The following is a 21874-nucleotide window of genomic DNA, read 5'->3' on the forward strand; positions in this document are numbered from 1 at the left end:
AGCGCTGTTAGAGCGACAGATGCTTGTTACGCGCAAGCTAACCCAATGAAGTAATAATGAAAGCTGATTTCTTGCCTCCCTCAGTTATGTTATGCTCAGTGTCCTTCTCCAACTGCCTGATGCAGATATCGTGTTCTACCCGTCTCTGCTAGATGAGCAGGAAAGCGATCGCTTGCTCACACAACTGACTGAAACAATCGACTGGCGACAGGACTGGATTACGATTTACGGGCGTTCAATGCCTCAACCCAGGCTAACGGCTTGGTATAGTAATCCCGGTATATCCTACACTTACTCTGGCATCACGATGCAGCCCTCTCCCTGGACGCGCACGCTACTTGACCTCAAGGCAAAGGCTGAAGCGGTTTCTGGTGTCGTGTTCAACAGTGTGTTGCTCAATCTCTACCGAGATGGCAACGACAGTATGGGCTGGCACAGCGATGATGAACCGGAGTTGGGGCAAAATCCGATCATTGGTTCTCTGAGTTTGGGCGGAACACGGCGGTTCATGCTGCGACACCGAGCCGAGAAAGGCTTGAAGCATCAAATAGAGTTAACCTCTGGTAGTTTCTTGTTGATGCAAGGGACAACGCAACATTACTGGCAGCATCAAATTCCTAAAACTAAACGTCCGGTTCCTCCCCGGATTAATTTGACCTTTCGAGTCATTGACTTGTCAGTTCGCCTCACTAGCGAACTTGACACTGATTGAGCTTGGTAAACAAAGCAGGCACGTAGTCGTAATAGCGATCGCTAGCAAGATAAATGGCATCCGTGGTACAACTGCCACAACCAGGTTCGCTGAGCATGTCACTCAATAAGTTTGAGGAAATTCCTCCCCAAGGAAACTGTCCAATTGGTGCGGTAGCAGTAGAATTCAGTTCTGAATCCAACCGCCATTTGGTTCCAGCTAACACTACCCCAAAAGAATTCTTTTCCGGCAATGGTTGGGATCTATACCATCCCAGTGCCTGCCCGAACTTCTCAACTCGTGCTTTCGGATTTTTCGTCTGGGAGGCAGTTTGCTGCCAGATGCGCTTTTGAGCGCTGTACCCAAAGCGTCCCTTACTGGCTTGCGACCAGAGGGTATCTATGGTACGAAAGTCTTCGCAGGGAAGACTATTGAGCAGGGTTTTGCTGCCGTAGAGTAAGTCTGCACCCTGTCCTTGGAGTTTCTGCAATCGCTGGAAGATGGCGCGAGTCTCCACATCCGCACCCCGCCAGTCACCGGCTGCTAAAAGGCCTTTGAGGCGGCTGTAGTTGATGCGCCATTTGTTGGGGGAACCCGTGCTAGCGATCGCATCGAAGGTGAAGCTTTTAACGATGTCCTGAAATACCTGCCGGATGGAATCGTTCTTTTGCAGGTAAGCGCCTTGTAGCCGAAATACATAGCGACCATCAGCGCTGCTGAACAGCACGTTATCAGACTCGTAGAGTCCAGTCGAAGTGTAAGCGATCGCTTTCTGTCCCGCAACGGTGAGGGGGCGATCGTCATTTTGGCTGAGTTCGCCTTTCCAGCTGGTTAGGGGCAACCGCTTGGAGTTGTCGTAAATACTGATGCTGACGATTGGAGGAGTTTCAGGTAGATTCTCCCGGTTCAAAAAATCTTTCTGCTGCCAGATTTCTAAGACTTCCAGCGGGGGACTTGGCTTTGTCGATTGAGTCGTTTCGGTAGGCGTGATGACATAGCCACGCGGAGAAACGAAGCGAACCCCAAAGCGATCGCTAAAGTAAAAAACATCCCGACTTTGGATTGAGGAGTTGGGCGCAGGTTTGGCAGCAATTGCCTCAGGCGTGGGAGATTGAGTGGATGATGTTGGAAGATTTGTACTACAGCCAATAGCCAGAAATGTTAGTAACCCAACTACAATAGAGCGCTTCATATCGCTAACTTAAGTATTCTTCGATCTTGATGTCGTTTCCAGTCTGGCAAGTTTGCGATTGAATCGGTTGCTTTGTTTCAGTTTGAGATACAAAGGCATAGTGACCCGCTTTCCCCAGCATCAGCAAGCAAATACGCCGTTTTGACGATCGCACAACATCGCATATAAGCGCGATCGCGCCTGACAATTACAAATAGTGGTTGAGAAGAAGAGCGATCGCACTACTACGTGCAGCGAAAAATTAGCAAAGATGCGATCGCACTTACTCAACACTAAACAAGTGCGTAGCCGCTATCCTATTTGCCGATGAGATTATCGTATTCTGCGTGCGTGCCAATCCAAAACCATAGAATACCCTTTTCGATTTCTACACCTAATGCTCGGTAACTTTGTCCTGCTCTTACTGACCAATACTTGCCAACTTTTTTGAAATGGAGGGATGGGTGAGATGGATCGGCTTTCAGCAACTCGTAGCATTGATCGGCTGTCCGCTGCACAGATTCAGGTAGAGTGTTGTAACATTCCCAAAATCGGCGAGTTGTGTAGTGCATCAAATTGCCCGATAGCGACCAGCCTCAAAATCAGCGATCGCTTCAGTGGCTAAATCTTCTAACTTGCCATTAGCAATGTCTTTCTCTAACTGCTTATCCCAAAGCTGATTGTCCAATTCCAAAAACCATTCCCGAAGTTTCTGAAATTCATCAGGCGGAAGCTTCAGGATGGCAGCCTCAATTTGCTCAACTGTCATAATCGCAATCCGTGGTTAGTGACTATATTCTAATATGAGATATCGCTCTGGTGTCTACGTGCAGCAAAAGCTAACCTATGCGATCGTTCCTATGGATGCAGCGCAGTTGCCAGTCGGTTACATCTACACGTAAATGGAATTGGTCGAGCATCTGCAATCTGAACAAACCCTCCATCTGTCGGCCAAGAAACTGTTTTGACGATATTTCTACAGATTCAGTGAGAGAAATAGTCACGGTAATGGGAATACTGAGATCAGAACTAGGTAAAGCAATATTGGAGGTACATCATTTGATTGCTGATGCAGTAATTTTGGAACTGCCGAAAGTTACCTTACAGGCGAAACAGCTACTCCCCGAATATTCGGGAATCTACTACGTTTTGGATGAAAGTAAAAATGTTTGGTACGTAGGACAGGCAAAAAACATCCGTAACCGCTGGCAAGGTAAAGCTCATCATCGTTTCTACCAACTAGAAGTCCAGAAAAAGAAACACTTCACCATTTACTATGAGCAAATTAGCGAATCTCAACTAGACAGCGTAGAAAAGCAAAGGATTGAGAAATATCATCCACACTTAAACTCTAGCCCAGTAAAGACGAAAAAAGTGCGCCCGACTGAAACCCTATTAAGGGAAACCATAACTGCAATCGCTGATTTTGCATTCTTATTAGGAGTAGAGCCGCCCAGAAAAGAAATTCAGTCTCAAATTAGCATTGACTGGCTGGCACAGAAGAAACTATTGGAATTAAGCGTTATTCATGTTTGTTTAGACATAGATATTCTCAAGGAAAAATTCCAGCCAGATTCAATAAACGAGCAAGAAGCAGTGCTCAAAGCAGCATTTAGCAGTCGCAAAGCTTATGCTAGTAAATGGGAAAATCTTCATTATTTTATCTATCGCCTCTGGGTAAATGGCTATGTAGTCGAAGTTAATTACTGGAGCCGTTGGTGTCCCAAAGAAGAACCACAAGGGATTAGAGAATATACTGAGACTACTTTAGCTCAAGAGTCTATTAGAGCATTAACCCCAGAATCATTAGGTAAAATTAAAAATCAGGCTGATGAAAAGTCACAATCTGCTTTGTACCTAAAGAGACTCAATCCTTATAGTTCAGACCGGATAAAGCCACTCTTCAATGAACCAGTGGATCGTGAGACTGCTAAAACACTGATGGCAAAGATTAGTGAAGACTACAAAGCGGGGTTGCGTGGAATAGGTAGCCGCTCCAGACTTATTAAGTCAAAGCTGATTAGCTCGGAATTTATGACTATTGAAGAGCTACTGATCGAGAGAGGAATTGATCCTCAGAAATATAGTACAGGAGGGGTAATTAACTTTGGTTATGCTGGAGAGCGAATGGGACTATGGATTAAATGTTTTAGCGCTGATATGAAGATACCTTACCAATATGTAATGGATGTCAACAACCGGAAGCATCCTAGCTATAATACAGCCTACGGGATACTAAACAACCAAAAGACCCGCGCTGCATCTTATCAATTTGATATTGTGTATCTTTTATCTAGTGTTGACAAAAAGGGATGGCTCTTGGTTGAGGAGTATCTGAAAGATTTTGCTATTCCTGCTGCTACTAAGTTAAGTAATGGGGAAGGCTATGTAGAGAAGTTCTATATATCGGCTCGTAAGTATATAGTACCTGCGAAGGTGAATATAAAACTGGAAACTATTGGATATAGTGCTTGGATTCCTTTTGGACTAAATGAGGAGTTTTCTACCTTCGTATCTGCTAAAGGAGAGATTCGTAAGCGATTAGAAAATTCTGGTTTACCAGCAGTCAAATTAGCATTTAAACAGGAAACTATTGAAAAATAGTTTCTGCTCCAGAGGGTACGGCACAACTGCTACCACATATGCTGGTATAAAGCGCGATCGCTATAATTCCCTGGTTGAGGAGAAGAAAGCGATCGCGATAAACCGTTCATCTAGGAGTAAAGACACATTTTTGAGGATAGTGATCGCACTCACCCAACACTGAACAAGTGCGATCACTACTGGTGCAGTGAGGCCGTCTAACATCTGGTCAGATTTTCCCTAGAATGCGATCGCTTCCATTTGCTGAGAACTTTCTTTGAGCATTTGGGCGATCGCATTATTCGTGAAGGGAGAGCGCTCGCCTAGCATAGTATACCGAAAGTGAGCGCTCTCCTTATCAATAAATAACACAGCAAATATTAAGAGGAAATCCTAATATTAGAGATATAGAGCAGGGACGAGTACTTATGTTGTTTAGGTGAACCTTGTCAATGACTAAATCTATATCTTTATTGTGATAATACGCCTGAGTATGAAATCTAAAATATTATCTTCTGGGAGTCTCTCTCGTCTCCAGCTTCTAACAGTTCCCTTAGCACTTACTCTCACCTTGATTGGAGGGATCGGTTGGTATGTGTGGGATTCTTATCAAGCTTTCAAAAGAATCCAGACACAAGATATGCAGATTCAACAATTGAGTGCAGAGATTACCTATCTTGATGAAGTGCTAACGATGTCAGCTCACATGGCTGTTGCAACAGGTGATTCTCAATGGATAGAGCGTTACCAAAAATATGACCCCCAAGTTATTGCAGCGCTGGCAGAAGCGACAAAGTTAATCCCGACTGTTTTTGAGGGCAAGGCTAGCGAGCAGATTAATGCTTCTGCTCAAAAGCTGCTGGCTATGGAAGAAGAGGCGTTTCAGTTGGTTCAACGGGGTCAGCGGCAACTAGCATCCGAGCTTTTGTTTGGTCAAGAATATGAAACACAAAAACAGATTTATACAGCAGCAATGGGGCAGGTTACATCTGCTATGCAACAGTATGCAGAAAACTCGCTCAAGACACAAACCCAAAAAGCATCGATCGCAATCTTGATCGTGATTGCAACATTGATAATCTTAATACTGGTTTGGATTTTTGTGCTGCGGATGCTAGTAAACTCAATTCAATCAATTCGCGAGGTGAGTTCTACCATCTCTGCGGTAACTACTCAAATCACATCCGCTATCCAAGAGCAAGAAGAGTTAGCAGTAGAACAAGCTTCCGCCGTTAGTCAAACAACCGCCACAATGAATGAGTTAGGCAGTTCGGCGCGTCAGTCAGCAGAGCAGGTTGAAGTAGCCCTAATAGAAGCAAAGCAAGCTCTAAACTTAGCAGACAATGGAACTCAGGTTGTTAGTCAAACCCTCAACAGTATGGATACTTTGAAAAATAAGGTAGGAGCGATCGCGGATCGGATTTCCTGCCTAAGTGAGCAAACCCGACAAATTGGTACTATTTCTAGCTTGGCTAGGGACTTAGCCAATCAAACCAATATGCTTTCACTTAATGCTGCTGTGGAAGCAGTTCGGGCAGGTGAAGCTGGAAGAGGATTTTCAGTCGTTGCTTCAGAAATTCGCAAATTGGCCGACCAAAGCAAAGGATCAGCCCAAAAGATTGCTAATCTGGTCAACGATATTCAATTAGCCATTACCTCAACGGCTATGGTAACGGACGAAGGGACGAAAACCGTTAGTGAAGGCATGAATTTCACTCACAGGAGCGCTCAGACATTTAATAATGTTGCTAACGCTGTGAATACGATTACCCTAAATAGCCAGCAAATTTCGTTGACTGCTCAACAGCAAGCTGTTGCCATACAACAAGTTTTTGAAGCGATGAACTCTCTAAACCTAGGAGCAAGCCGAACAACTAATGTTATCAGTCAAACTAAAACCGCTGCTCAACAACTCAACGAAGCTGCCTCTAGCCTTAAAGAACTGGTCTAGTGTGTGTATTTAGTTGAGTTGAGTGCGTAGATACTCCCTATGCTACGATCGCTTCCATGTGCTGAGAACTTCCTTCGAGCATTTTGGCGATCGCATTCTTGATGAAGAGAGAGCAATTGCATATTACAGAGGAAGCGATCGCTTACGCCTCAATTTCCCAATCCTCAACCTGCAACCCCTCAATCCGCCTAAACTCTCGTGTATTATGTGTCACCAGAGTTAAATTATTTGCCAGAGCGATCGCTGCAATTTGCAAATCATAAGCCCCAATGGGTATCCCTTTAGTTTCTAACTGTACCCGGATTACCCCAAAGATAGTAGCGGCGAGATCGTCAAAAGGGAGTGAGACAAATTGCGCCAAGAATGCCTGTTGTAGGGCAAAGTTGCGTTCTGGATTAGCGCTTTTCATCGCTCCAAAGCAAAGTTCTGACTTGACAATCGAACAAACAGCTATCTCTTGAATCGGAACCGCCTCAAGCCTCTGCTTTAAGTTCAAATTTCTGCCTTTTAGATAAATGATGCAGACATTTGTATCAAGAAGATATTTCATTACAAGGGTTCGCGTTCAGGTTGTTCGTTTTGAGGATGCCTGATAAATGAGTCATCCTGAATACATCCGTAAAACTGTGAAACAGATGCAGCTTCAACACCTTTGGGCAGGCTAGTTTGATAGACAATGACAACCTCGATATCTGTATCTCTCATGTCAGGTAAATGAACCTTCAAAAGACCATCGCTACCGATATGGGATTTTAGTGTGATGCTGTGCATAGTTCTCACTCCGTACCTACAAACTGAATTCCTCACCCAATTCTTACAAATTCCCTGCAACTGGGCTATAGCAGCTTCCAATCCCTCAAATTCGTATCACGCACCTACCACGGCAGCACTTCTCCATTGGCGTGCCAAAAAGTGCCTGTGTTCTCCAGTGTCAACTCATCAATCCGAGCCAACAACCCCTTGACAGACTCTTCCGGAGTAATGCCACCAGACGTAAAATTCGTCATGCGGGTTTGAACTAACCCTGGATGCAGAATTGCCACTGCGATCGCACGCGGTTTGAGGTCGAGAGATAGCGACTTGCCTGCCATCGACGACGCCACTTTAGACATTCGGTAGCCATAGGAACTGCCAGAGGTATTATCTGCAATTGACCCCATCCGACTTGTCATCAAGGCGATTTTGGAGCCGGCTTTGAGAAGTGGCAATAGCGCGTGAGTCACTCGTAAAGGCCCCAGAGCATTCACCTCAAACTGCTCTCGAATGCTCTCAAAATCTAAGTCTTCCAGCGTGACGCGCTTGACAATTCCCGCATTGTTAATCAGGACATCGATGGTCGTACCATCAAGGCGATCGCGTAAATCTGTAACCGAAGCATCTGAGGTAATATCAATCCCCTCCTCAACCCGCACCCCTAGCTGCTTCAACTCTTCAGAAGCAGTGCGACAAATGGCAATAACTCGCTCTCCCCGTACTTGCAGCTGGCGGCAATATTCGTAACCAATTCCCCGATTAGCACCCGTGACCAAATAAGTTGCCATGCGAACTCCAATGTCTTGATTAGACGGACATCCCTAGACACTCATAGCCTATCGGAAACTGTCGCTTACCGTCGTGTTCCAGGTTGCTGGGTGCGATAATTACCCGATCAAAATCCAGGTGATGTTATCTGGAATTGGCTGCTTTACCGCTTATCCTCCGGCTTTCAGGCGGGGAATGAGCTTAAAGTGTTTCAATTTTCCAGGGCCGTCAGGTCGAGGATGGCTTGTAGCCCAGCATTCGGAAGTAGAGCCCTTGTTGGGACAGAAGTTCGTCATGAGTGCCTTCCTCGACAATCTCGCCCTCCTGCATCACAAAAATGCGATCGCAGTCTACGGCGGTTTCGAGTCGGTGCGTCACTAAGATAATGGTTCTTTTGCGACGCAGACGCTGGAGGGTTTCTATCACCCATTGCTCGTGCTTCAAATCTAGCGAACTCGTCGGTTCGTCGAGGATGAGTATCGGAGCCTTAGTAGCTAGCGCCCGCGCGATCGCTAAACGCTGCCGCTGTCCACCCGATAGGTTCTGTCCGCCCTCACTGAGAATAGTATCGTACTGCTCCGGCAAGGCGAGGATGAACTCAGCCGCCCCAGATTCCACCGCCGCCTCCCGAATCTCCTGCAAGGTCGCGTCCGCGCAGCCGTAGGCGATATTCTCCGCGATCGTTCCAGGGAAAAGCGGGCTGCCTTGCGTAACCAGTGCCATGTGTTTGCGGACATCGGCAACCTTAAGGGTGCGGATGTCGAAGCCATCGAGTTGAACGCTCCCCGCTGTCGGGTCGTAGAAGCGCGGCAAGAGATTGAGCAGGGTGCTTTTTCCCGTGCCGCTAGGCCCCAAAAACGCCACCATCTGACCCGGTTCGATAGTTGCATCGATCTCCCGTAACACGGGTCGCTCAGAGATGTACTCAAAGCTCACATCGGCAAGGGTTAGGGTGCGGGGATGGACGGGAAACGATCGCGCATCAGGCTCGTCCGCTATGGTGGGCGGCTCGTCAATGACCGTAAAGACGCGATCGCATGAAGCTACAAACGTCTGGATCTTGGTCGTGAACCCCAACACCCAACCGATTGGGTCCCAGAACTGATTGAGGTACGCCAGGAATACGATCAGATCGCCGAGGGTCAGTCCGTTCGGCACCTGGCGCAAGAACTGGTCGCGATAGACCAAGTATCCGCCGTAGCCGAAGATTACCCCGCTTCCTAGAGCGAAGACTACCTGAACCGTGAGCGGATAGAGGTTCTCTTGCCAATGAAGCCGCATAGAGGCACCAACGCTTCGCTCAACCACCCGCGTGAAGCGCCGCGACTCTGTTGCTTCTCGGCGGAAAGACTGAATCAGTCCGATCAACTCTATCGCTTGCTGCATGGTTGAGGTCATCACCGCATCCGTCTGCTTCGACTCAAAGGCTCGACGCCGAATCCTTTCCTCGAAGTACCAATTCGCGAGTAACAGAAGCGGCGTGAACGAAAGTGCGAACACAGTAAGAAGGACATGGCGCGACAGCATGATCCAAATCATCGCTGTCAGCGTCACCGAGGCGGCGGTGGAGCCGATCAGCGTATCGATCACCCCCCAGGGGCCGAGGCTGTCATAGCTCAACCGATAGATTGCATCACCCTGCGATCGCGAACCGTGCCAGCCTAGACTCAGCGCCTGCATTTTGTCGTATAATTCGGTGCGAACCCGCAAGGTTCCGTTGTACTGGATGCGGTAGTTCAACATCTTACGAAGCATGAAGACGGTATCGCTCATGATCCTGATGATCATCGCGACGAACGCCATTCCGAAAATTCGGTTCAGCTTGCCTTCGCCGAACGGGGCAAGAAACAGCGTATGAACCCAGTTAGGTTTCGGGGTCGGTGAGAGAACCGTATCAACTAGAATCGCCATAGGCCAAGCGTTGAGAAGGTTGAAAAGCACCGATGCCCCGATCAGAAGCAAGAGTGTGACGATCAGCCAGAAGTCCTTGCGGAAGTAGGAAATAGACCGGAGGACGATCCGCACCAACCAATGTTGGTTGATTGACGGCACCACCATTTTTGGTGAATTTTTATGGGGTTTTAAACGTGCTTTGAGTGGAAAAGTCATGAATGTGCTGGGTGACTCTAAGCAGGACAATGCACCAATACCAATTGGATAATGTCAGAGGACTGGAGAGGTCAGGAATCTACTTTAAGTTTTCACTCCTGTCCAAAAATCCTCGCTCGAACTCCTGTAATATCCCCTGATCAACAGGACATTTTTGTAGTTAGGTGTAAGAAGTTAATTAAAAGTTATCAACTTGACCCTTTCAACCCGTTAAACGGGTTTGAGCTTTCAGCCGGAACTTTAGTTCGCCGCAAGGTGTAATTGAAGCTTACATAATCTAGTCCTGCCAGTTCAAAAAAGCATCAATCATTTAGGTAAATCAACTGGGTGATGTGCAGCACATTACTTTGTTAAGGTCGGGCTGTTGTAACTGTTATGACAGAAACATTCGCGTATACAACTGCCGTCTTATTGGATTGTATCGGCTAGTAATAGAGTTGTTGTCCTACTAGAGCTACATACCTATCTATATGAAAAATCTCGACCAGTTGTCTTGGAAAAACGCGATCGCGCGTAGCGCAGCGCCAAAAGCGATCGCTCTGGCTGTTATGGCAACCATTGCCACTGGCGCGATTGCGCGGAGCGCAGCGCTGGAAGCGATCGCTCAACTCCCATCAACAGCCCAATCCTCAACCCAAACCAGCTCAACAACGCCAACAGCCTCTAACTCCAAAAAAGACTTTGAGCAAATCTACGATTTAAGCGGACATAAATACGATGTTACTTTCCTGACCTTCAATCAGAATAGTCAAATCCTGGTCAGTCATAGCGCTGGTACGGCAATCAAGCTGTGGAACCTCAAGACAGGTAAGCTGCTGCGTACCCTTAATGAAAAAGTATATGCCGCAGGTGTCGTTGCGGTTACTCCCGATGCCCAAACCTTGGTGACGGTTGACCAGAAAGCACAGGCTAATAACAAAACGATTAAGGTGTGGAACCTGAAAACTAATAAACTTCTCCGCACCTTGAACGGTCATTCACAACCTGTCAATCACCTTGAAATTAGTGCCGATGGGCAAACTTTAGTAAGTGCCAGTAATGACAAGAAAGTGTTGGTGTGGAACCTGAAAACAGGCAAACGCCTACAGACCATCAATCCCCAATCAACGCCGATTCTAGCGATTGCCCTTAGCCCAAACGGTCAGCTGCTTGCAACTGGTGGTGGAGAGAGTGTGGATCAAAATACCAGTAAGGACACCAGCATTAAGCTATGGGATAGCAAGACAGGAAAACTGCTGGGTACCCTCGAAGGACATACTAGCCCAATCAGTTCCATTGCGATCGCTCCCGATGGGCAGACTCTTGTCAGTGTTGCAGATTCCATCAAGATATGGAACCTGAGAACAAAGCAGCTTCTCCACACATTACCCGGAGTTTCCGGTTCCATTGCAATTAGCCCTGATGGGCAGAAGCTGGTTACGGCTGCTTGGGATCATTCAGTCAAGTTGTGGAATTTGCGGACTGGAACGTTACTTAAAACCCTGTTTGAGCCTTCCATTAACGACCAACACGTTGGTCGCATATACACAACCAGCATTGCCTTTAGCCCGGATGGCAAAACGATTGCCATCGGTTCTGGGGGTGTTTTGTCCACTCTTGGAATCAGTGTTTTGCGAGGGTCTTTTTGAAGCAGTGGCGATCGCATTTTGATAAGTTAGCGTCGTAAGAGAAATTCATCAAAACAGTGTCTTTGTTCGTAAATGCAAATCTCCAGATTGTGGATGCACAAAGGGAAGTTCCCTGGCGTGCAGATGTAACCGACTGACAGTTGCACGACATCTGTAAAGGCGATCGCCCAATATCGTAACAAATAATTTCTAAGTGACCGCTGCAACCTTGGCAGTATCACTTATTAAGTGTCCATCTTCCATGTGAACAATGCGATCGGCAATATCCAAAATGCGGTTGTCATGAGTAACCAGTAGAATGGTGCAACCTTGTTCTTTTGCCAGTGTTTGCATTAGGCTAACAACTTCACGACCGGATTTGCTATCGAGAGCAGCAGTCGGTTCATCAGCAAGAATGAGTTTAGGATGACTTACCAAGGCGCGGGCGATCGCTACCCGTTGCTTTTGTCCACCCGACAGATCGGCGGGATAGTAATTGATCCGATTTCCCAATCCTACTTGTTCTAGCATTTCGGCTGAGCGCTGGCGCATCTGGTGCAAAGAAATATTCTTGTGCAACTCTAAGCCCATCTTGACATTCTGGAGTGCTGTTAAGCTACCGTGCAAGTTGTGCGCCTGAAAGATATAACCATTGTGCCGTCGCGCTTGTACCAGTGCTGTCGGATTTGCACCACAGAGTTCTTGTCCTAACACCTTGAGACTACCCGATTGGGCAGATCGCAATCCACCAACTAAAGTTAGTAGCGTGGTTTTGCCGGAACCGGAGGGGCCAGTCATGATGATAATCTCACCAGCATTGATTTCTAAACTAATGTCAAATAAAACTTGTTTGCGGAGTTGACCTTGACCAAAGTAGTGATCGAGGTTGCAAATAGAGATGACAGGTTGAGGAGACATCATATAAACCTAAAACATATCAGCCGGGTCAGCGGATTGCAATTTGCGGGTAGCGATCGCTCCAGACAAGGTACACATCACCATCGTCAACATCAGCACGAAAATCCCTCGTGCCAGAGTCATGTAGAGAGGTAAATTCGTCGCGTTACGAGTCAGGCGGTACAGTCCTGCGGAAATAACAACACTAGGGAAAAAACCGATGATTGCTAAGATAACGGCTTCTTCAAACACCACCATGAGTAGGTAGCGATTGCGATAGCCCATTGCCTTGAAAGTGGCGTATTCTCCCATGTGTGCGTTCACATCTGTTGAGAGAACTTGGTAGACAATAATGACCCCAACAATGAAGCCCATTGTCACGCCCAAGTTAAAAATAAATCCAATCGGTGTATTCCTTGCCCAGTAGCTTCTTTCAAACTCGATAAATTCTTGCCGAGTCAGAACCTGAACATCATTCGGCAAGTGTGCTTTCAAAGCTTGTACTGTTTGCACTGGATCGGTTCCGGGTTGCAGTTGCAATAAGCCGACACTGACGCTGCTTGCCTGTCTGCGGGGAAACAACCGCAGAAAGTTTTGGTCGCTGGTAATCAGGTGTCCGTCTGCACCAAAGGAAGATCCGATGCGAATTGTGCCAGCAATGGTAACACTATGGCGCTCAATTTCTGTCTTCAGTGGCTGGTTTTGTCCGAGTTGCGCGATCGCTGCTTTGTAGTCTCCACGGCTACCGCTGTCAAACAAAACCGTGTTAGGCAGCTTAATCGAGTTTAATTGTTGGTTAATGTCCGGTTGCTCAAAGACTGAGCTATTAGGGTCAAATCCCAACATCAGCATACTGGTTTCGCGCTGGGTGGTCGGATGCTTCCAGTTCACCATGTTGGCGTAGAGCGCTTCCGCAGACTGAACGCCCGGAATATCCATTGACTGGTACAAACGCCGTCGCGGGAAGGACGACATATTGGTTAGATTGCGTGCTTGAGGGCTGATCAGAACGACATCGGCGCGAACGCTATTGTGGACAAGAACGGCACTGTTGAATAGCGCACCTTGAAACCCCAACTGCATCAACATCAAGACATCTGCAAACACGACACCCGCACAGGCTACAACCAGTTTTCCTTTTTGATGACTCAGTTGCAACCATCCTAAAGGTGTCCGGCGTTGGAGTTGTTGGAAGCCAATCATAATTTAATGACCACCTTAACTTGCTGATTCGTTAGTCGGGCAGCCTTGCCACTGGAGTCTGCATCCAAACGGATTTTGACTTCCACAATCCGCCCATCAATATTGGCGGACGGATCGCTATTCACAATGTCTTGGCGCAGCACTTTGTAGCCAACCTGTTCGACAGTACCGATAAGTTCGCTGTCGATGGAGTCACTACTCACCTGCGCCGTTTGCCCTGGACGGATGTTCTTGATGTCACTCTGATAAACTTCTGCGATCGCAAACATCTGCTGCGTTCGCCCAATTTCGGCAATCCCATCGTTGCTAATTAGTTCGCCTGGACGGGTGTAGATTTTGAGGATTTGACCATCCTGAGGCGATCGCACGGATGCCTGCTCTAAGTTTGCCTTGGCTTGCTCAACGGCTGCTAGGGCTTGTCTGACATCAGCTTGGGCTACCTGCACGTCAACTGGACGCACCTCTGCAATTCGATCCAAGGTGGCGCGGGCTTCATTTAGTTGCTGTTGGCGAGAATTCTGAGTGCGATCGCGGGCGGCTTGCGCTTCTTGGAGTTGCTTTTGGGCAGTTGTAAATGCTAGTCGCTTACTATCGCGCTGGGATGCCGAAACTGCTCCGTTTTGGTAAAGCGATGCGTAACGCTGATACTCCACCTGTGCATTTTGGACTTCCGCTTCTAGACGGGCAACGGTAGCGGCTTGCGTGTTCAAGTCCCCAACCCGTTCCGCTTCCAGTTGGGCTATCTGGGAGCGTTGCGCCTGGATTTCGCCTGTCTTTGCTCCTGCACGCACCTGATCGAGTTTGGCTTGGGCAACTCGCACCTGTTCTTGTGCCTGCATCACAGATGCTTGGAGGCGATCGCGACTGTTGAGTATGGCGATCGCTTGTCCTTTGCGAACGCGATCGCCTTCCTTGACTAACAGTTGATCCACTCGATTCCCTTCAGCAGATGTGGGTGCAGAAAGCGCGATCGCTTCACCCTCTGGCTCAAGCCGTCCCAACGCCGTCACAGTTTTGATTTGGGGCGTACTAATAACTGTGGATGGGGTGGTACTGGATTGCTGGATACGCCCTTGGGAAACGCTATATGCCATCACTCCTCCTGTTGCCAGCGTTGCAGCGATCGCCACCAGAGTCAGTGGTCGAGAAAGACGTTTAGAGGATGGATTACCTGCTGCTACTTCTTGCATCATCTGTCAGATTCCCCAGTTCTATGAGGTGACTAAACTAAACGGTTTAGTTTTCATACAACTAAACTAAACGGTCTAGTACAATAACGTCAAGGGAGTCCGGAAAATTCTCTAGAACTCCTAGAAAGCGAATACCTCTAGAATGACTGTGGCACTCAGGTCAGGAATGAATGAGACGGATGAAGATGACGGAAACGAAGCAGGATGGGTTGGGAGAAAAAGCCGAACAGATATTGACAGGCGCAATGCAAGAGTTTCTGGTGCATGGCTATGCCGCTACGAGCATGGATCGGGTGGCGAAGACGGCTGGCGTATCCAAAGCAACGGTTTACAGTTACTTTCAAGATAAAGAAGGACTGTTCGCTGCCCTCATCCAACAGTTTGCTCGCAGAAAGTTTTCCATCATCCAACGTTTGCTGCCGTTGGAAGGAGATGGTTCCGTGGTGCTGCGGCAGCTATTAACGAAGGCATTAAATGAGATCATTTGCGATAGTGAAGAAATTGCCCTGTTGCGGCTAATTATTGGTGAGTCTGGGCGCTTTCCCGAACTGGCGCAAATCTTTGTTCGGACGCTGGTAAAACCGGGCGTTGAAACCTTAAGCCAGTATCTAGCATCGTGTCCGAACTTAAAGATTGCCGATCCCGAAGCAACCGCACGCATTTTGTTAGGTGCATTAGTTCATTTCATGCTGGTACAGAAAATGCTTCACGGTCAGGATATTCTGCCGATGGAGAGCGATCGCTTGATCGATAGCCTGATGCATCTCCTCAAGGAAGCCTAGGCTTAAGTGGGGTTGAAAACCTTAGCAACGGTTTGTACTTCTTTGTTACCACATCCCGAACAGTTGATGATCTTCTGTTTGAAAGATTTAAACAGCTCCAAACTTTCTAATATACCGGGAACAAATTTAAGAGCGTCATCTCTGAAAACAATAGCAAAACCATATCTGATTGAGGTATTGATTCATCTAATCTAACTCTAGAGGCTAGATTACACAATCGGAAGCGCGATCGCAAACTCTGTACCTCCTCCCCATTCAGAATTTACTTCGATGGTTCCTCCGTGCTTTTCAACGATAATTTGATGAGCGATCGTCAGTCCTAAACCTGTTCCTTTTCCAACGGGTTTAGTCGTGAATAGATGGTCAAAGATACGTTGTTTAACATCTTTCGTCATCCCCATGCCATTATCTATAATTCGGATTGCAACCTGCTGTTCATTCTTCATTTCGGTTTCAACGATAATTTGGTTGGGACTTGCTTTAATCGCTTCATAGCTGCGCCCCAGGTTCGCTTCTTCCAAGGCGTCGATCGCATTTGCCAAAATATTCATAAATACCTGATTGAGTTGTCCTAAATAACACTCGACTTTAGGAATTTCAGCGTATTTTTTGATTACTTGAATTGCCGGACGATAATCCTGAGCTTTCAAACGATGTTGCAAAATCATCAGGGTACTTTCAAGTCCCTCATGGATGTTAACTGATACCTTGCAATCTACATCAGCACGCGAGAATGTTCTGAGTGATGTACTAATGTTGCGAATTCGCTCGATTCCTGTCTGCATAGATACGAACATTTTAGGTAAATCCTCTAGAAGAAATTCAATGTCAATCTCTTCCGCTTTTTGTTCAATTTCTATGCCAGGATTAGGAAAATTGGTTTGATAAAGACGTATGTAATCGACTGCATCTTTAACAGCAAGAGTAGCTTGCTCTAGATTGCCAGTAATACAACCAACTGGATTATTAATTTCATGAGCGATGCCAGAAACTAACTGACCAATCGTAGACAGTTTTTCATTTTGAATTAATTGCAATTGCGTTTTTTTTAATTCTTGGAGCGCGAATGTTAATTCAGACGTGCGTTTTTGAACAACTTGCTCAAGTTCTTGTTTTTGTTGTTCAAGTTCCAAGCTCAAACGTCGAATTTTTAAGTGGGTTTGAATCCGGGCAAGCGCTTCTTCTTGGCGAAACGGTTTTGTAATATAGTCTACTGCCCCTAAATGTAACCCTTTCACCTTGTCTGTGGTATCAGTCAGCGCCGTCATGAAGATGACTGGAATGTTTTTTGTAGACGGATCGAACTGCAATTTACGGCAGGTTTCAAATCCATCAATTCCTGGCATCTGGACATCCAACAAAATCAAGTCTGGCGGATAGCTCTTGGCTTGCTCAATTCCACTAAAACCATCCATCTCTACCAAAACTTCATAGCCACACGAACCCAAAGCATTATGCAGTAATTCTAGATTGGTTGGGTTATCGTCAATTACTAAAATAACTTCATGACTGGCATTAAATAACATGGTTTAATTGCTCCTGCGGTCGAAATCTGGTGTATTTATAGATGGGCAATAGGGGAAAATTACCCCACCTTTTCCTGAAGAAATTGGCGAATTTTCCGAATATTAAATTCTTTGACTAACAAACTTAATTTATTGACAAACGGCTGATAGCTTTCATCTAGCTGGGCAAGTCGTTCCAGTTCTTGTTGGATACCTTTGATTTGTCCTCGCTTGGCACATTCCAATAGGCTCGACAGTTCAGATAGGGGTGGCACAGCGAGTTCCGTTGGGGTTGCGTTTGCCAAGCGCGTTGCGATCGCTGGTTCAACAGGTTTTGCCTCGGCATAGATCCAGTCCAGTTGCAGATGTTTTGCCAAGAGGCGATATAATTCCTCGACTTGCACGGGTTTAGTTAGAAAATCGTTGCCGCCTGCTGCAAGGCTTTTACGCCGATCGGCATCATACACGCTTGCCGATGACACAACGACTGGCACATCCTTCAACGTTTCTGACTGGCGCAGAAGCGCCAGAAAATCCCAACCGTTCATGGTAGGCATGATCAGGTCAGTAATAATCAAATCTGGTTGAACTTGATGCGCCTTGTCCAACCCTTCCCGCCCATTGCAGGCTTCAATGACGGTGAATCCCAACGGTTGGAGCAAGTTAACCATGACCGAGCGATTTTCCCATCGATCGTCCACAATCAAAATGCTTTTGCGATCGCCTGTATAACCAGCAATTCGTCCTGCTTTAGTAACTGTGTTGGTTACTATCCAGTTCGTTGCTAAAGCACACTCAATCTCAAACTCAAACGTACTCCCGACGTTCGGTAAGCTCTTAACGTGGATATCCCCTCCCATCATCTCGACAATTTTTTTGGTGATCGCAAGTCCCAATCCAGTCCCCTCCGCTTGTCGCTTGGTATCGCCAACCTGCTCGAAGGGGAGGAAAATTTGCTCTAGTTGTGCTGGTAACATCCCAATGCCAGTGTCTTCAACAGCAAAGCGAAATCGAGCGAAGGATGGTTGCAGCGAACTTTCAATCACCTCGACTCGGAATGTGACGCTACCGGAGTCGGTGAATTTGATAGCATTGCCCAAAAGGTTCAGCAGCACTTGTCGCAAGCGTTTCTCGTCGGTGGCGATCGCTGTGGGCAGATTATCGGGTGGCTGATAAATGAACTGAATGCCTTTTTGGTCGGCGCGAATGCGGCAAATTTCCTCGACTCCTTGCAGGAAGGCAGGTAGATGTAAATCACTCAGATGCAGTTCCATCTTCCGGGCTTCGATTTTGGAGAGATCGAGTACGTCTTCGATCAGCGTTAGCAAATGAGAGCCGCAATTATAGATGATGTCGATGCCGTGTTGTTGCTGTTCGGTAAGGTTGGGGGCAGCAGAAAGAACTTGAGCATACCCCAGGACACCGTTGAGAGGGGTGCGGAGTTCGTGACTCATGTTGGCAAGAAATTCACTTTTAGCTTGGTTGGCAACTTCGGCAGAATTTTTCGCCTCATTGAGTTCAGTCGTCCGTTCTTCAACTCGTTGCTCCAATTCATCATTCGCTTGCCGGAGTTTTCTTTCTGCCTTGCGGTTTTCACTCGTCACCGCAGAGATGACAAAGGTGATGATCGCAATGACGCAAATAAACGATTGCAGCAAGATGAGCGATTCGTTGGGCGAGGCTTGTTTGGCAAACGAGCCGAAACCGCGAACGGTTCCAAAAACTGCGATCGCTGACACAATTAGCACGAGTAGCGTTGATATCCGCGCTTCAAACCGAAACGCCGACCAAATCAGCGGGGGAATTACCATGTATTCGATTGGATATCCTCCCGAAAAAGCTATATGGTCGAGCGCGATTACCCAGACTAATACAAATACAAACTCTATAATTTCTTGCTTGTTAAAGTTTCTGGGATGTTCAGATTTTTGCCACCATGCCAGCAATAGGGGTGTAACGACCAAAATGCCCGTGCTATCTGATGCCAACCAGGTACGAAACACTTCTGCAAAGGCTGTCCAGGGAGCAATCCCACTTGTGCAAAGCGTGACGGCGGCTAGGAGAGAACTGAGCAGAGGGGTGGGGATGGTCAGGATGATAAATTTAAAAACGTCTTGCGATCGCTCTAAAAAATTGTGGCGTTTGATGAAGCGATTAATTAAAAAAGTCCCGCTGAATGGAGTGAGCAGGTTGACAGCAGGAATAATCAGACTGATTAAAAGATTGTTTGGGAAAAAAAGAATATGACTAACTATGAAATCACTCACAAATAAAATTGGCCAGACGCGATAGCCCAGTATTAGCATCGCTGCCAAAAAGACACCGAGTGAAGGCCAAAATACGGAGGCACCATTGACAAATGTCGTGGATAATCCTACGTATCCTAAATAGAGGTGAACAGCCGGAATTACCAGTGCTGCTATCAAGAAAGTGCGGTCGAGTTTAACTGGGAATTTCTGCTTTATTGCCATCGGCTGCATTTCCGGTCTCCGCGCACATACCATAAGAGCAGCCAATCTCTAGAAAGGCTGCTACCCTTATAGTTCCCAAATTGAATTTGAATTTAACAGCAGGTGAGATTGAGATAGGTTAAGCCACAGAAATCTCAATTGGGGCTAAGGCAAGGACTCCTGCGTTTCAGATCATTTTGAAACTTACTAAGCTTGCCGAGGAGTCCTGCCCTCTTAATTTATTGATAAGTTTGCGCGGATGTTGGACGCGATCGCGTCCAAGCCATTACCGACCCGACTCAATCTCAGAACCTGACTCCTGCCGAGAAAGATATCTTAACCCAGGCTGGGGGAGACATTTTGCTATTCCAATTGGGCGGCCCCTTGAGCTTTGGAGCCGCCAAGATTATCTCTCAACGGATGGCAATCGTTAAAGACTATCAAGCCTTGGTGTTGGATCTGAGCGAAGTGCCATCGATTGGGGTTACGGCTGCCTTAGCGATCGAAACAATGGTCGAGGATGCAGTAAAACGGCAACGTCATGTATGGATTGTCGTCACACCCGGGCAAGTTCAGCGGCGCATCGAGAAACTTAAATTACAACGATTTTCCGCAGCAGCCAACAGCTTAAATGGACAAACTGATTCCATGCGATCGCCACAAATTTACCAAATTGAAACCCGCTTCCAGGCGTTGCAATCTGCGTTAGCGAGCGTTCAACCCGAAATTCCTTTGACTACCACAACGATCGACCCTTGAATAGCATTCCTCTGATTCCATTTTCAACCTTGATTTATTGCACTAGGTTCCATGTAGACAAGTTCCCAAATGTGGCTATCTAAATCTTGAAACCCATGTCCGTACATAAAACCGTGGTCTTGTGGTTCATTGTAGGTTGATCCACCAGCGGCGACTGCCTTGCGAACCATTTCATCGACTTGTTCTCGGCTGTCAGAAGATAAGCAAACCAGCACTTCTGTGCTTTTGGTTGCATCACAAATTTCTTTCGGAGTAAACGTTTTAAACTTGTCATGAGTCAAGAGCATCACGAATATGTCATCGCTGACAATCATGCAAGTCGCCGTTTCATCAGTAAATTGGGCATTAAAACTGAAGCCAAGTTTTGTAAAAAACTCGACAGACTGATTGAGGTCTTTTACAGGCAGATTTACGAAAATTTTAGTAGCCATGTTTTCTCCTTTTGAGAGTTCATTGCATATATGGAAGTATCGGCAAGGCGATGCTAATGTTCCGCTTGAGTCGTTTCACAAAAGACCACCAGTTGACCGTCTCATGCGTGGCAAGGGAGACTCAAGCCGTCACCAAAAACTCATCAAGACAGTCAAAGCTGGAGTTCCACCCTCCAATAACCCCCATCTCCTCATGCTTCCGGCGGTCTTCGGCAGACTCATGCACAATGCGGAGTGTGAGCTTGGTCTTGCCGTCCAAATCCTCGAAAAGCGCTGTCATCACGATCCCCTTTGGCAGATCGGCGTTCACGACCTTCTCAAAGCCTTCATCAAATTCATCACTGGTAACAATCCGTTCAAGAGGCACAATTTCGCGGAAGACACCTTTAACCGGGTACTCTGTGCCGTCTGGGCCAATCATAACGTAGCGCGATTTACCGCCTGGACGCAGATCCAGCTCAATCACCTTGGTCGTGAAGCCTTTCGGCCCCCACCACTGCGCTACGTGTTTCGGGTCAGTCCACGCCTTGAACACCAGTTCACGGGGTGCGTTGAAGACGCGGGTGATGACGATCTCGCGTTGACCGGAGGTCGGTCGTAGACCCTCGCTCTGAGCATCGGTGGAATCATTTTTGTTGGTCATCTTGTTTCTCCTGGGTTTGTAACTCGTGCAGGTAATCATCCAGCCGATCAAGTCTCTCTTCCCAGAATTGGCGATATTGCTCGATCCAATCCATTGCGTCCTTAAGTGGTTCCGCTTTGATCTGGCAGGGTCGCCATTGAGCCTCCCGACCCCGCGTGATCAGTCCAGCACGTTCCAGCACCTTGAGATGCTTGGAAATGGCAGGAAGGCTCATCTCAAAGGGTTCTGCTAACTCAGTCACCGATGCCTCACCCTTGGCGAGGTGAGCTAGGATTGCACGCCGGGTGGGATCAGCAAGGGCGGCAAAGGTGACGCTCAGTTGATCGGAAGACACTTTTATTTAACCACCAAGTTAATTAACTACAAGGCTAAATAAACTAT

The 21874-nt window shown here is 47.1% G+C and carries 24 protein-coding genes; 6 read left to right on the plus strand and 18 right to left on the minus strand.

Annotated elements, in window-relative coordinates; translation table 11 throughout:
- The first annotated feature begins 91 nt into the window (after nucleotides 1–91).
- Nucleotides 92–712: an alpha-ketoglutarate-dependent dioxygenase AlkB gene (locus H6F66_RS25865; RefSeq protein ID WP_190427751.1), complete on the plus strand. Its 621-nt coding sequence runs from the start codon at nucleotides 92–94 to the stop codon at nucleotides 710–712.
- Here H6F66_RS25865 and H6F66_RS25870 read toward each other — a convergent pair.
- The 4 genes from H6F66_RS25870 to H6F66_RS25885 form a co-directional block, all read right to left on the minus strand.
- Nucleotides 690–1883 carry a GUN4 domain-containing protein gene (locus H6F66_RS25870; protein ID WP_190427752.1) on the minus strand — a complete coding sequence of 398 codons (1194 nt, stop codon included), beginning with the start codon at nucleotides 1881–1883 and terminating at the stop codon, nucleotides 690–692. The two genes, H6F66_RS25865 and H6F66_RS25870, sit on opposite strands and share 23 nt — an antisense overlap.
- Nucleotides 1884–2003: 120 nt before the next feature.
- Nucleotides 2004–2156 carry a hypothetical protein gene (locus tag H6F66_RS25875; protein WP_190427753.1) on the minus strand — a complete coding sequence of 51 codons (153 nt, stop codon included), beginning with the start codon at nucleotides 2154–2156 and terminating at the stop codon, nucleotides 2004–2006.
- Between the two features lie 23 nt (nucleotides 2157–2179).
- Nucleotides 2180–2434 (minus strand): hypothetical protein, encoded by a 255-nt coding sequence (locus H6F66_RS25880; protein ID WP_190427754.1) that lies wholly within the window; start codon nucleotides 2432–2434, stop codon nucleotides 2180–2182.
- A complete protein-coding gene (locus tag H6F66_RS25885) occupies nucleotides 2434–2634 on the minus strand; it encodes a hypothetical protein (protein WP_190428013.1) in 201 nt (66 codons plus the stop codon). The genes H6F66_RS25880 and H6F66_RS25885 overlap by 1 nt, the downstream gene beginning before the upstream one ends.
- A gap of 215 nt (nucleotides 2635–2849) precedes the next feature.
- On the opposite strand from H6F66_RS25885, the gene H6F66_RS25890 reads away from it, so the two are divergent.
- Nucleotides 2850–4466: a hypothetical protein gene (locus H6F66_RS25890; protein WP_206755809.1), complete on the plus strand. Its 1617-nt coding sequence runs from the start codon at nucleotides 2850–2852 to the stop codon at nucleotides 4464–4466.
- Nucleotides 4467–4526: 60 nt separating this feature from the next.
- On the opposite strand, the gene H6F66_RS25895 is transcribed toward H6F66_RS25890, so the two are convergent.
- Nucleotides 4527–4670, minus strand: coding sequence for a hypothetical protein (locus H6F66_RS25895; RefSeq protein WP_190427758.1), 144 nt, complete (start codon nucleotides 4668–4670; stop codon nucleotides 4527–4529).
- A 268-nt stretch (nucleotides 4671–4938) separates the two neighbouring features.
- Here H6F66_RS25895 and H6F66_RS25900 point away from each other — a divergent pair, with 268 nt between their 5' ends.
- Nucleotides 4939–6396 (plus strand): methyl-accepting chemotaxis protein, encoded by a 1458-nt coding sequence (locus tag H6F66_RS25900; protein ID WP_190427760.1) that lies wholly within the window; start codon nucleotides 4939–4941, stop codon nucleotides 6394–6396.
- A 142-nt stretch (nucleotides 6397–6538) separates the two neighbouring features.
- On the opposite strand, the gene H6F66_RS25905 is transcribed toward H6F66_RS25900, so the two are convergent.
- From H6F66_RS25905 to H6F66_RS25920, 4 genes are all read right to left on the minus strand, one after another.
- Nucleotides 6539–6946, minus strand: a complete 408-nt coding sequence (locus H6F66_RS25905; protein ID WP_190427762.1) for a type II toxin-antitoxin system VapC family toxin — start codon at nucleotides 6944–6946, stop codon at nucleotides 6539–6541.
- Complete coding sequence (locus tag H6F66_RS25910; protein ID WP_190427764.1) at nucleotides 6946–7167, minus strand: hypothetical protein; 222 nt, start codon at nucleotides 7165–7167, stop codon at nucleotides 6946–6948. Before H6F66_RS25910 ends, H6F66_RS25905 begins: the two co-directional genes overlap by 1 nt.
- Nucleotides 7168–7271: 104 nt before the next feature.
- A complete protein-coding gene (locus H6F66_RS25915; RefSeq protein WP_190427765.1) occupies nucleotides 7272–7937 on the minus strand; it encodes an SDR family oxidoreductase in 666 nt (221 codons plus the stop codon).
- A 208-nt stretch (nucleotides 7938–8145) separates the two neighbouring features.
- On the minus strand, nucleotides 8146–10026 hold the full coding sequence (locus H6F66_RS25920; protein WP_199313355.1) for an ABC transporter ATP-binding protein: 1881 nt from the start codon (nucleotides 10024–10026) through the stop codon (nucleotides 8146–8148).
- A 470-nt stretch (nucleotides 10027–10496) separates the two neighbouring features.
- On the opposite strand from H6F66_RS25920, the gene H6F66_RS25925 reads away from it, so the two are divergent.
- Nucleotides 10497–11654: a WD40 repeat domain-containing protein gene (locus H6F66_RS25925; RefSeq protein WP_190427767.1), complete on the plus strand. Its 1158-nt coding sequence runs from the start codon at nucleotides 10497–10499 to the stop codon at nucleotides 11652–11654.
- A gap of 26 nt (nucleotides 11655–11680) precedes the next feature.
- On the opposite strand, the gene H6F66_RS25930 is transcribed toward H6F66_RS25925, so the two are convergent.
- Genes H6F66_RS25930 through H6F66_RS25945 form a run of 4 tightly spaced genes read right to left on the minus strand, consistent with a single transcriptional unit; the run spans nucleotide 11681 to nucleotide 14926 of the window.
- Complete coding sequence (locus tag H6F66_RS25930) at nucleotides 11681–11836, minus strand: hypothetical protein (RefSeq protein WP_190427769.1); 156 nt, start codon at nucleotides 11834–11836, stop codon at nucleotides 11681–11683.
- Between the two features lie 7 nt (nucleotides 11837–11843).
- Entirely contained in the window at nucleotides 11844–12554 is a 711-nt protein-coding gene (locus H6F66_RS25935) for a DevA family ABC transporter ATP-binding protein (RefSeq protein ID WP_190427773.1), read from the minus strand.
- Nucleotides 12555–12560: 6 nt separating this feature from the next.
- The gene (gene devC, locus H6F66_RS25940; protein WP_190427777.1) at nucleotides 12561–13733 is read right to left on the minus strand and encodes an ABC transporter permease DevC; all 1173 of its coding nucleotides are present in this window, start codon (nucleotides 13731–13733) and stop codon (nucleotides 12561–12563) included.
- Nucleotides 13730–14926: an ABC exporter membrane fusion protein gene (locus tag H6F66_RS25945; protein ID WP_190427780.1), complete on the minus strand. Its 1197-nt coding sequence runs from the start codon at nucleotides 14924–14926 to the stop codon at nucleotides 13730–13732. Before H6F66_RS25945 ends, devC begins: the two co-directional genes overlap by 4 nt.
- A 167-nt stretch (nucleotides 14927–15093) precedes the next feature.
- Between H6F66_RS25945 and H6F66_RS25950 the strand changes: the two genes are divergently transcribed.
- Complete coding sequence (locus tag H6F66_RS25950) at nucleotides 15094–15705, plus strand: TetR/AcrR family transcriptional regulator (RefSeq protein ID WP_190427783.1); 612 nt, start codon at nucleotides 15094–15096, stop codon at nucleotides 15703–15705.
- A 209-nt stretch (nucleotides 15706–15914) separates the two neighbouring features.
- On the opposite strand, the gene H6F66_RS25955 is transcribed toward H6F66_RS25950, so the two are convergent.
- Nucleotides 15915–17231 (minus strand): response regulator, encoded by a 1317-nt coding sequence (locus H6F66_RS25955; RefSeq protein WP_190427786.1) that lies wholly within the window; start codon nucleotides 17229–17231, stop codon nucleotides 15915–15917.
- 59 nt (nucleotides 17232–17290) lie between these two features.
- The gene (locus H6F66_RS25960; protein ID WP_190427789.1) at nucleotides 17291–19690 is read right to left on the minus strand and encodes an MASE1 domain-containing protein; all 2400 of its coding nucleotides are present in this window, start codon (nucleotides 19688–19690) and stop codon (nucleotides 17291–17293) included.
- Between the two features lie 303 nt (nucleotides 19691–19993).
- Here H6F66_RS25960 and H6F66_RS25965 point away from each other — a divergent pair, with 303 nt between their 5' ends.
- Nucleotides 19994–20419, plus strand: coding sequence for a sodium-independent anion transporter (locus H6F66_RS25965; protein WP_347269431.1), 426 nt, complete (start codon nucleotides 19994–19996; stop codon nucleotides 20417–20419).
- A gap of 23 nt (nucleotides 20420–20442) precedes the next feature.
- Here the strand turns inward: H6F66_RS25965 and H6F66_RS25970 are convergent, their stop codons facing one another.
- From H6F66_RS25970 to H6F66_RS25980, 3 genes are all read right to left on the minus strand, one after another.
- A complete protein-coding gene (locus tag H6F66_RS25970; protein WP_190427791.1) occupies nucleotides 20443–20850 on the minus strand; it encodes a VOC family protein in 408 nt (135 codons plus the stop codon).
- 121 nt (nucleotides 20851–20971) lie between these two features.
- The gene (locus tag H6F66_RS25975) at nucleotides 20972–21493 is read right to left on the minus strand and encodes an SRPBCC domain-containing protein (protein WP_190427800.1); all 522 of its coding nucleotides are present in this window, start codon (nucleotides 21491–21493) and stop codon (nucleotides 20972–20974) included.
- A complete protein-coding gene (locus H6F66_RS25980) occupies nucleotides 21477–21827 on the minus strand; it encodes a metalloregulator ArsR/SmtB family transcription factor (protein ID WP_190427802.1) in 351 nt (116 codons plus the stop codon). The genes H6F66_RS25975 and H6F66_RS25980 overlap by 17 nt, the downstream gene beginning before the upstream one ends.
- Nucleotides 21828–21874: the final 47 nt, after the last annotated feature.

This window comes from Trichocoleus sp. FACHB-6 (genome assembly GCF_014695815.1).
GTDB lineage: Bacteria > Cyanobacteriota > Cyanobacteriia > Cyanobacteriales > FACHB-T130 > Funiculus > Funiculus sociatus.

Excerpts from the sequence above, each read along its gene's own strand:
- H6F66_RS25880 (WP_190427754.1), bottom strand. The coding sequence starts at position 2,434 with ATGCACTACACAACTCGCCGATTTTGGGAATGTTACAACACTCTACCT.
- devC (WP_190427777.1), bottom strand. The coding sequence starts at position 13,733 with ATGATTGGCTTCCAACAACTCCAACGCCGGACACCTTTAGGATGGTTG.
- H6F66_RS25905 (WP_190427762.1), bottom strand. The coding sequence starts at position 6,946 with ATGAAATATCTTCTTGATACAAATGTCTGCATCATTTATCTAAAAGGC.
- H6F66_RS25865 (WP_190427751.1), top strand. The coding sequence starts at position 92 with ATGCTCAGTGTCCTTCTCCAACTGCCTGATGCAGATATCGTGTTCTAC.
- H6F66_RS25915 (WP_190427765.1), bottom strand. The coding sequence starts at position 7,937 with ATGGCAACTTATTTGGTCACGGGTGCTAATCGGGGAATTGGTTACGAA.
- H6F66_RS25970 (WP_190427791.1), bottom strand. The coding sequence starts at position 20,850 with ATGGCTACTAAAATTTTCGTAAATCTGCCTGTAAAAGACCTCAATCAG.
- H6F66_RS25950 (WP_190427783.1), top strand. The coding sequence starts at position 15,094 with ATGAGACGGATGAAGATGACGGAAACGAAGCAGGATGGGTTGGGAGAA.
- H6F66_RS25870 (WP_190427752.1), bottom strand. The coding sequence starts at position 1,883 with ATGAAGCGCTCTATTGTAGTTGGGTTACTAACATTTCTGGCTATTGGC.
- H6F66_RS25960 (WP_190427789.1), bottom strand. The coding sequence starts at position 19,690 with ATGCAGCCGATGGCAATAAAGCAGAAATTCCCAGTTAAACTCGACCGC.
- H6F66_RS25900 (WP_190427760.1), top strand. The coding sequence starts at position 4,939 with ATGAAATCTAAAATATTATCTTCTGGGAGTCTCTCTCGTCTCCAGCTT.
- H6F66_RS25935 (WP_190427773.1), bottom strand. The coding sequence starts at position 12,554 with ATGATGTCTCCTCAACCTGTCATCTCTATTTGCAACCTCGATCACTAC.
- H6F66_RS25945 (WP_190427780.1), bottom strand. The coding sequence starts at position 14,926 with ATGATGCAAGAAGTAGCAGCAGGTAATCCATCCTCTAAACGTCTTTCT.
- H6F66_RS25895 (WP_190427758.1), bottom strand. The coding sequence starts at position 4,670 with ATGTTAGACGGCCTCACTGCACCAGTAGTGATCGCACTTGTTCAGTGT.
- H6F66_RS25955 (WP_190427786.1), bottom strand. The coding sequence starts at position 17,231 with ATGTTATTTAATGCCAGTCATGAAGTTATTTTAGTAATTGACGATAAC.
- H6F66_RS25910 (WP_190427764.1), bottom strand. The coding sequence starts at position 7,167 with ATGCACAGCATCACACTAAAATCCCATATCGGTAGCGATGGTCTTTTG.
- H6F66_RS25925 (WP_190427767.1), top strand. The coding sequence starts at position 10,497 with ATGAAAAATCTCGACCAGTTGTCTTGGAAAAACGCGATCGCGCGTAGC.
- H6F66_RS25920 (WP_199313355.1), bottom strand. The coding sequence starts at position 10,026 with ATGACTTTTCCACTCAAAGCACGTTTAAAACCCCATAAAAATTCACCA.
- H6F66_RS25975 (WP_190427800.1), bottom strand. The coding sequence starts at position 21,493 with ATGACCAACAAAAATGATTCCACCGATGCTCAGAGCGAGGGTCTACGA.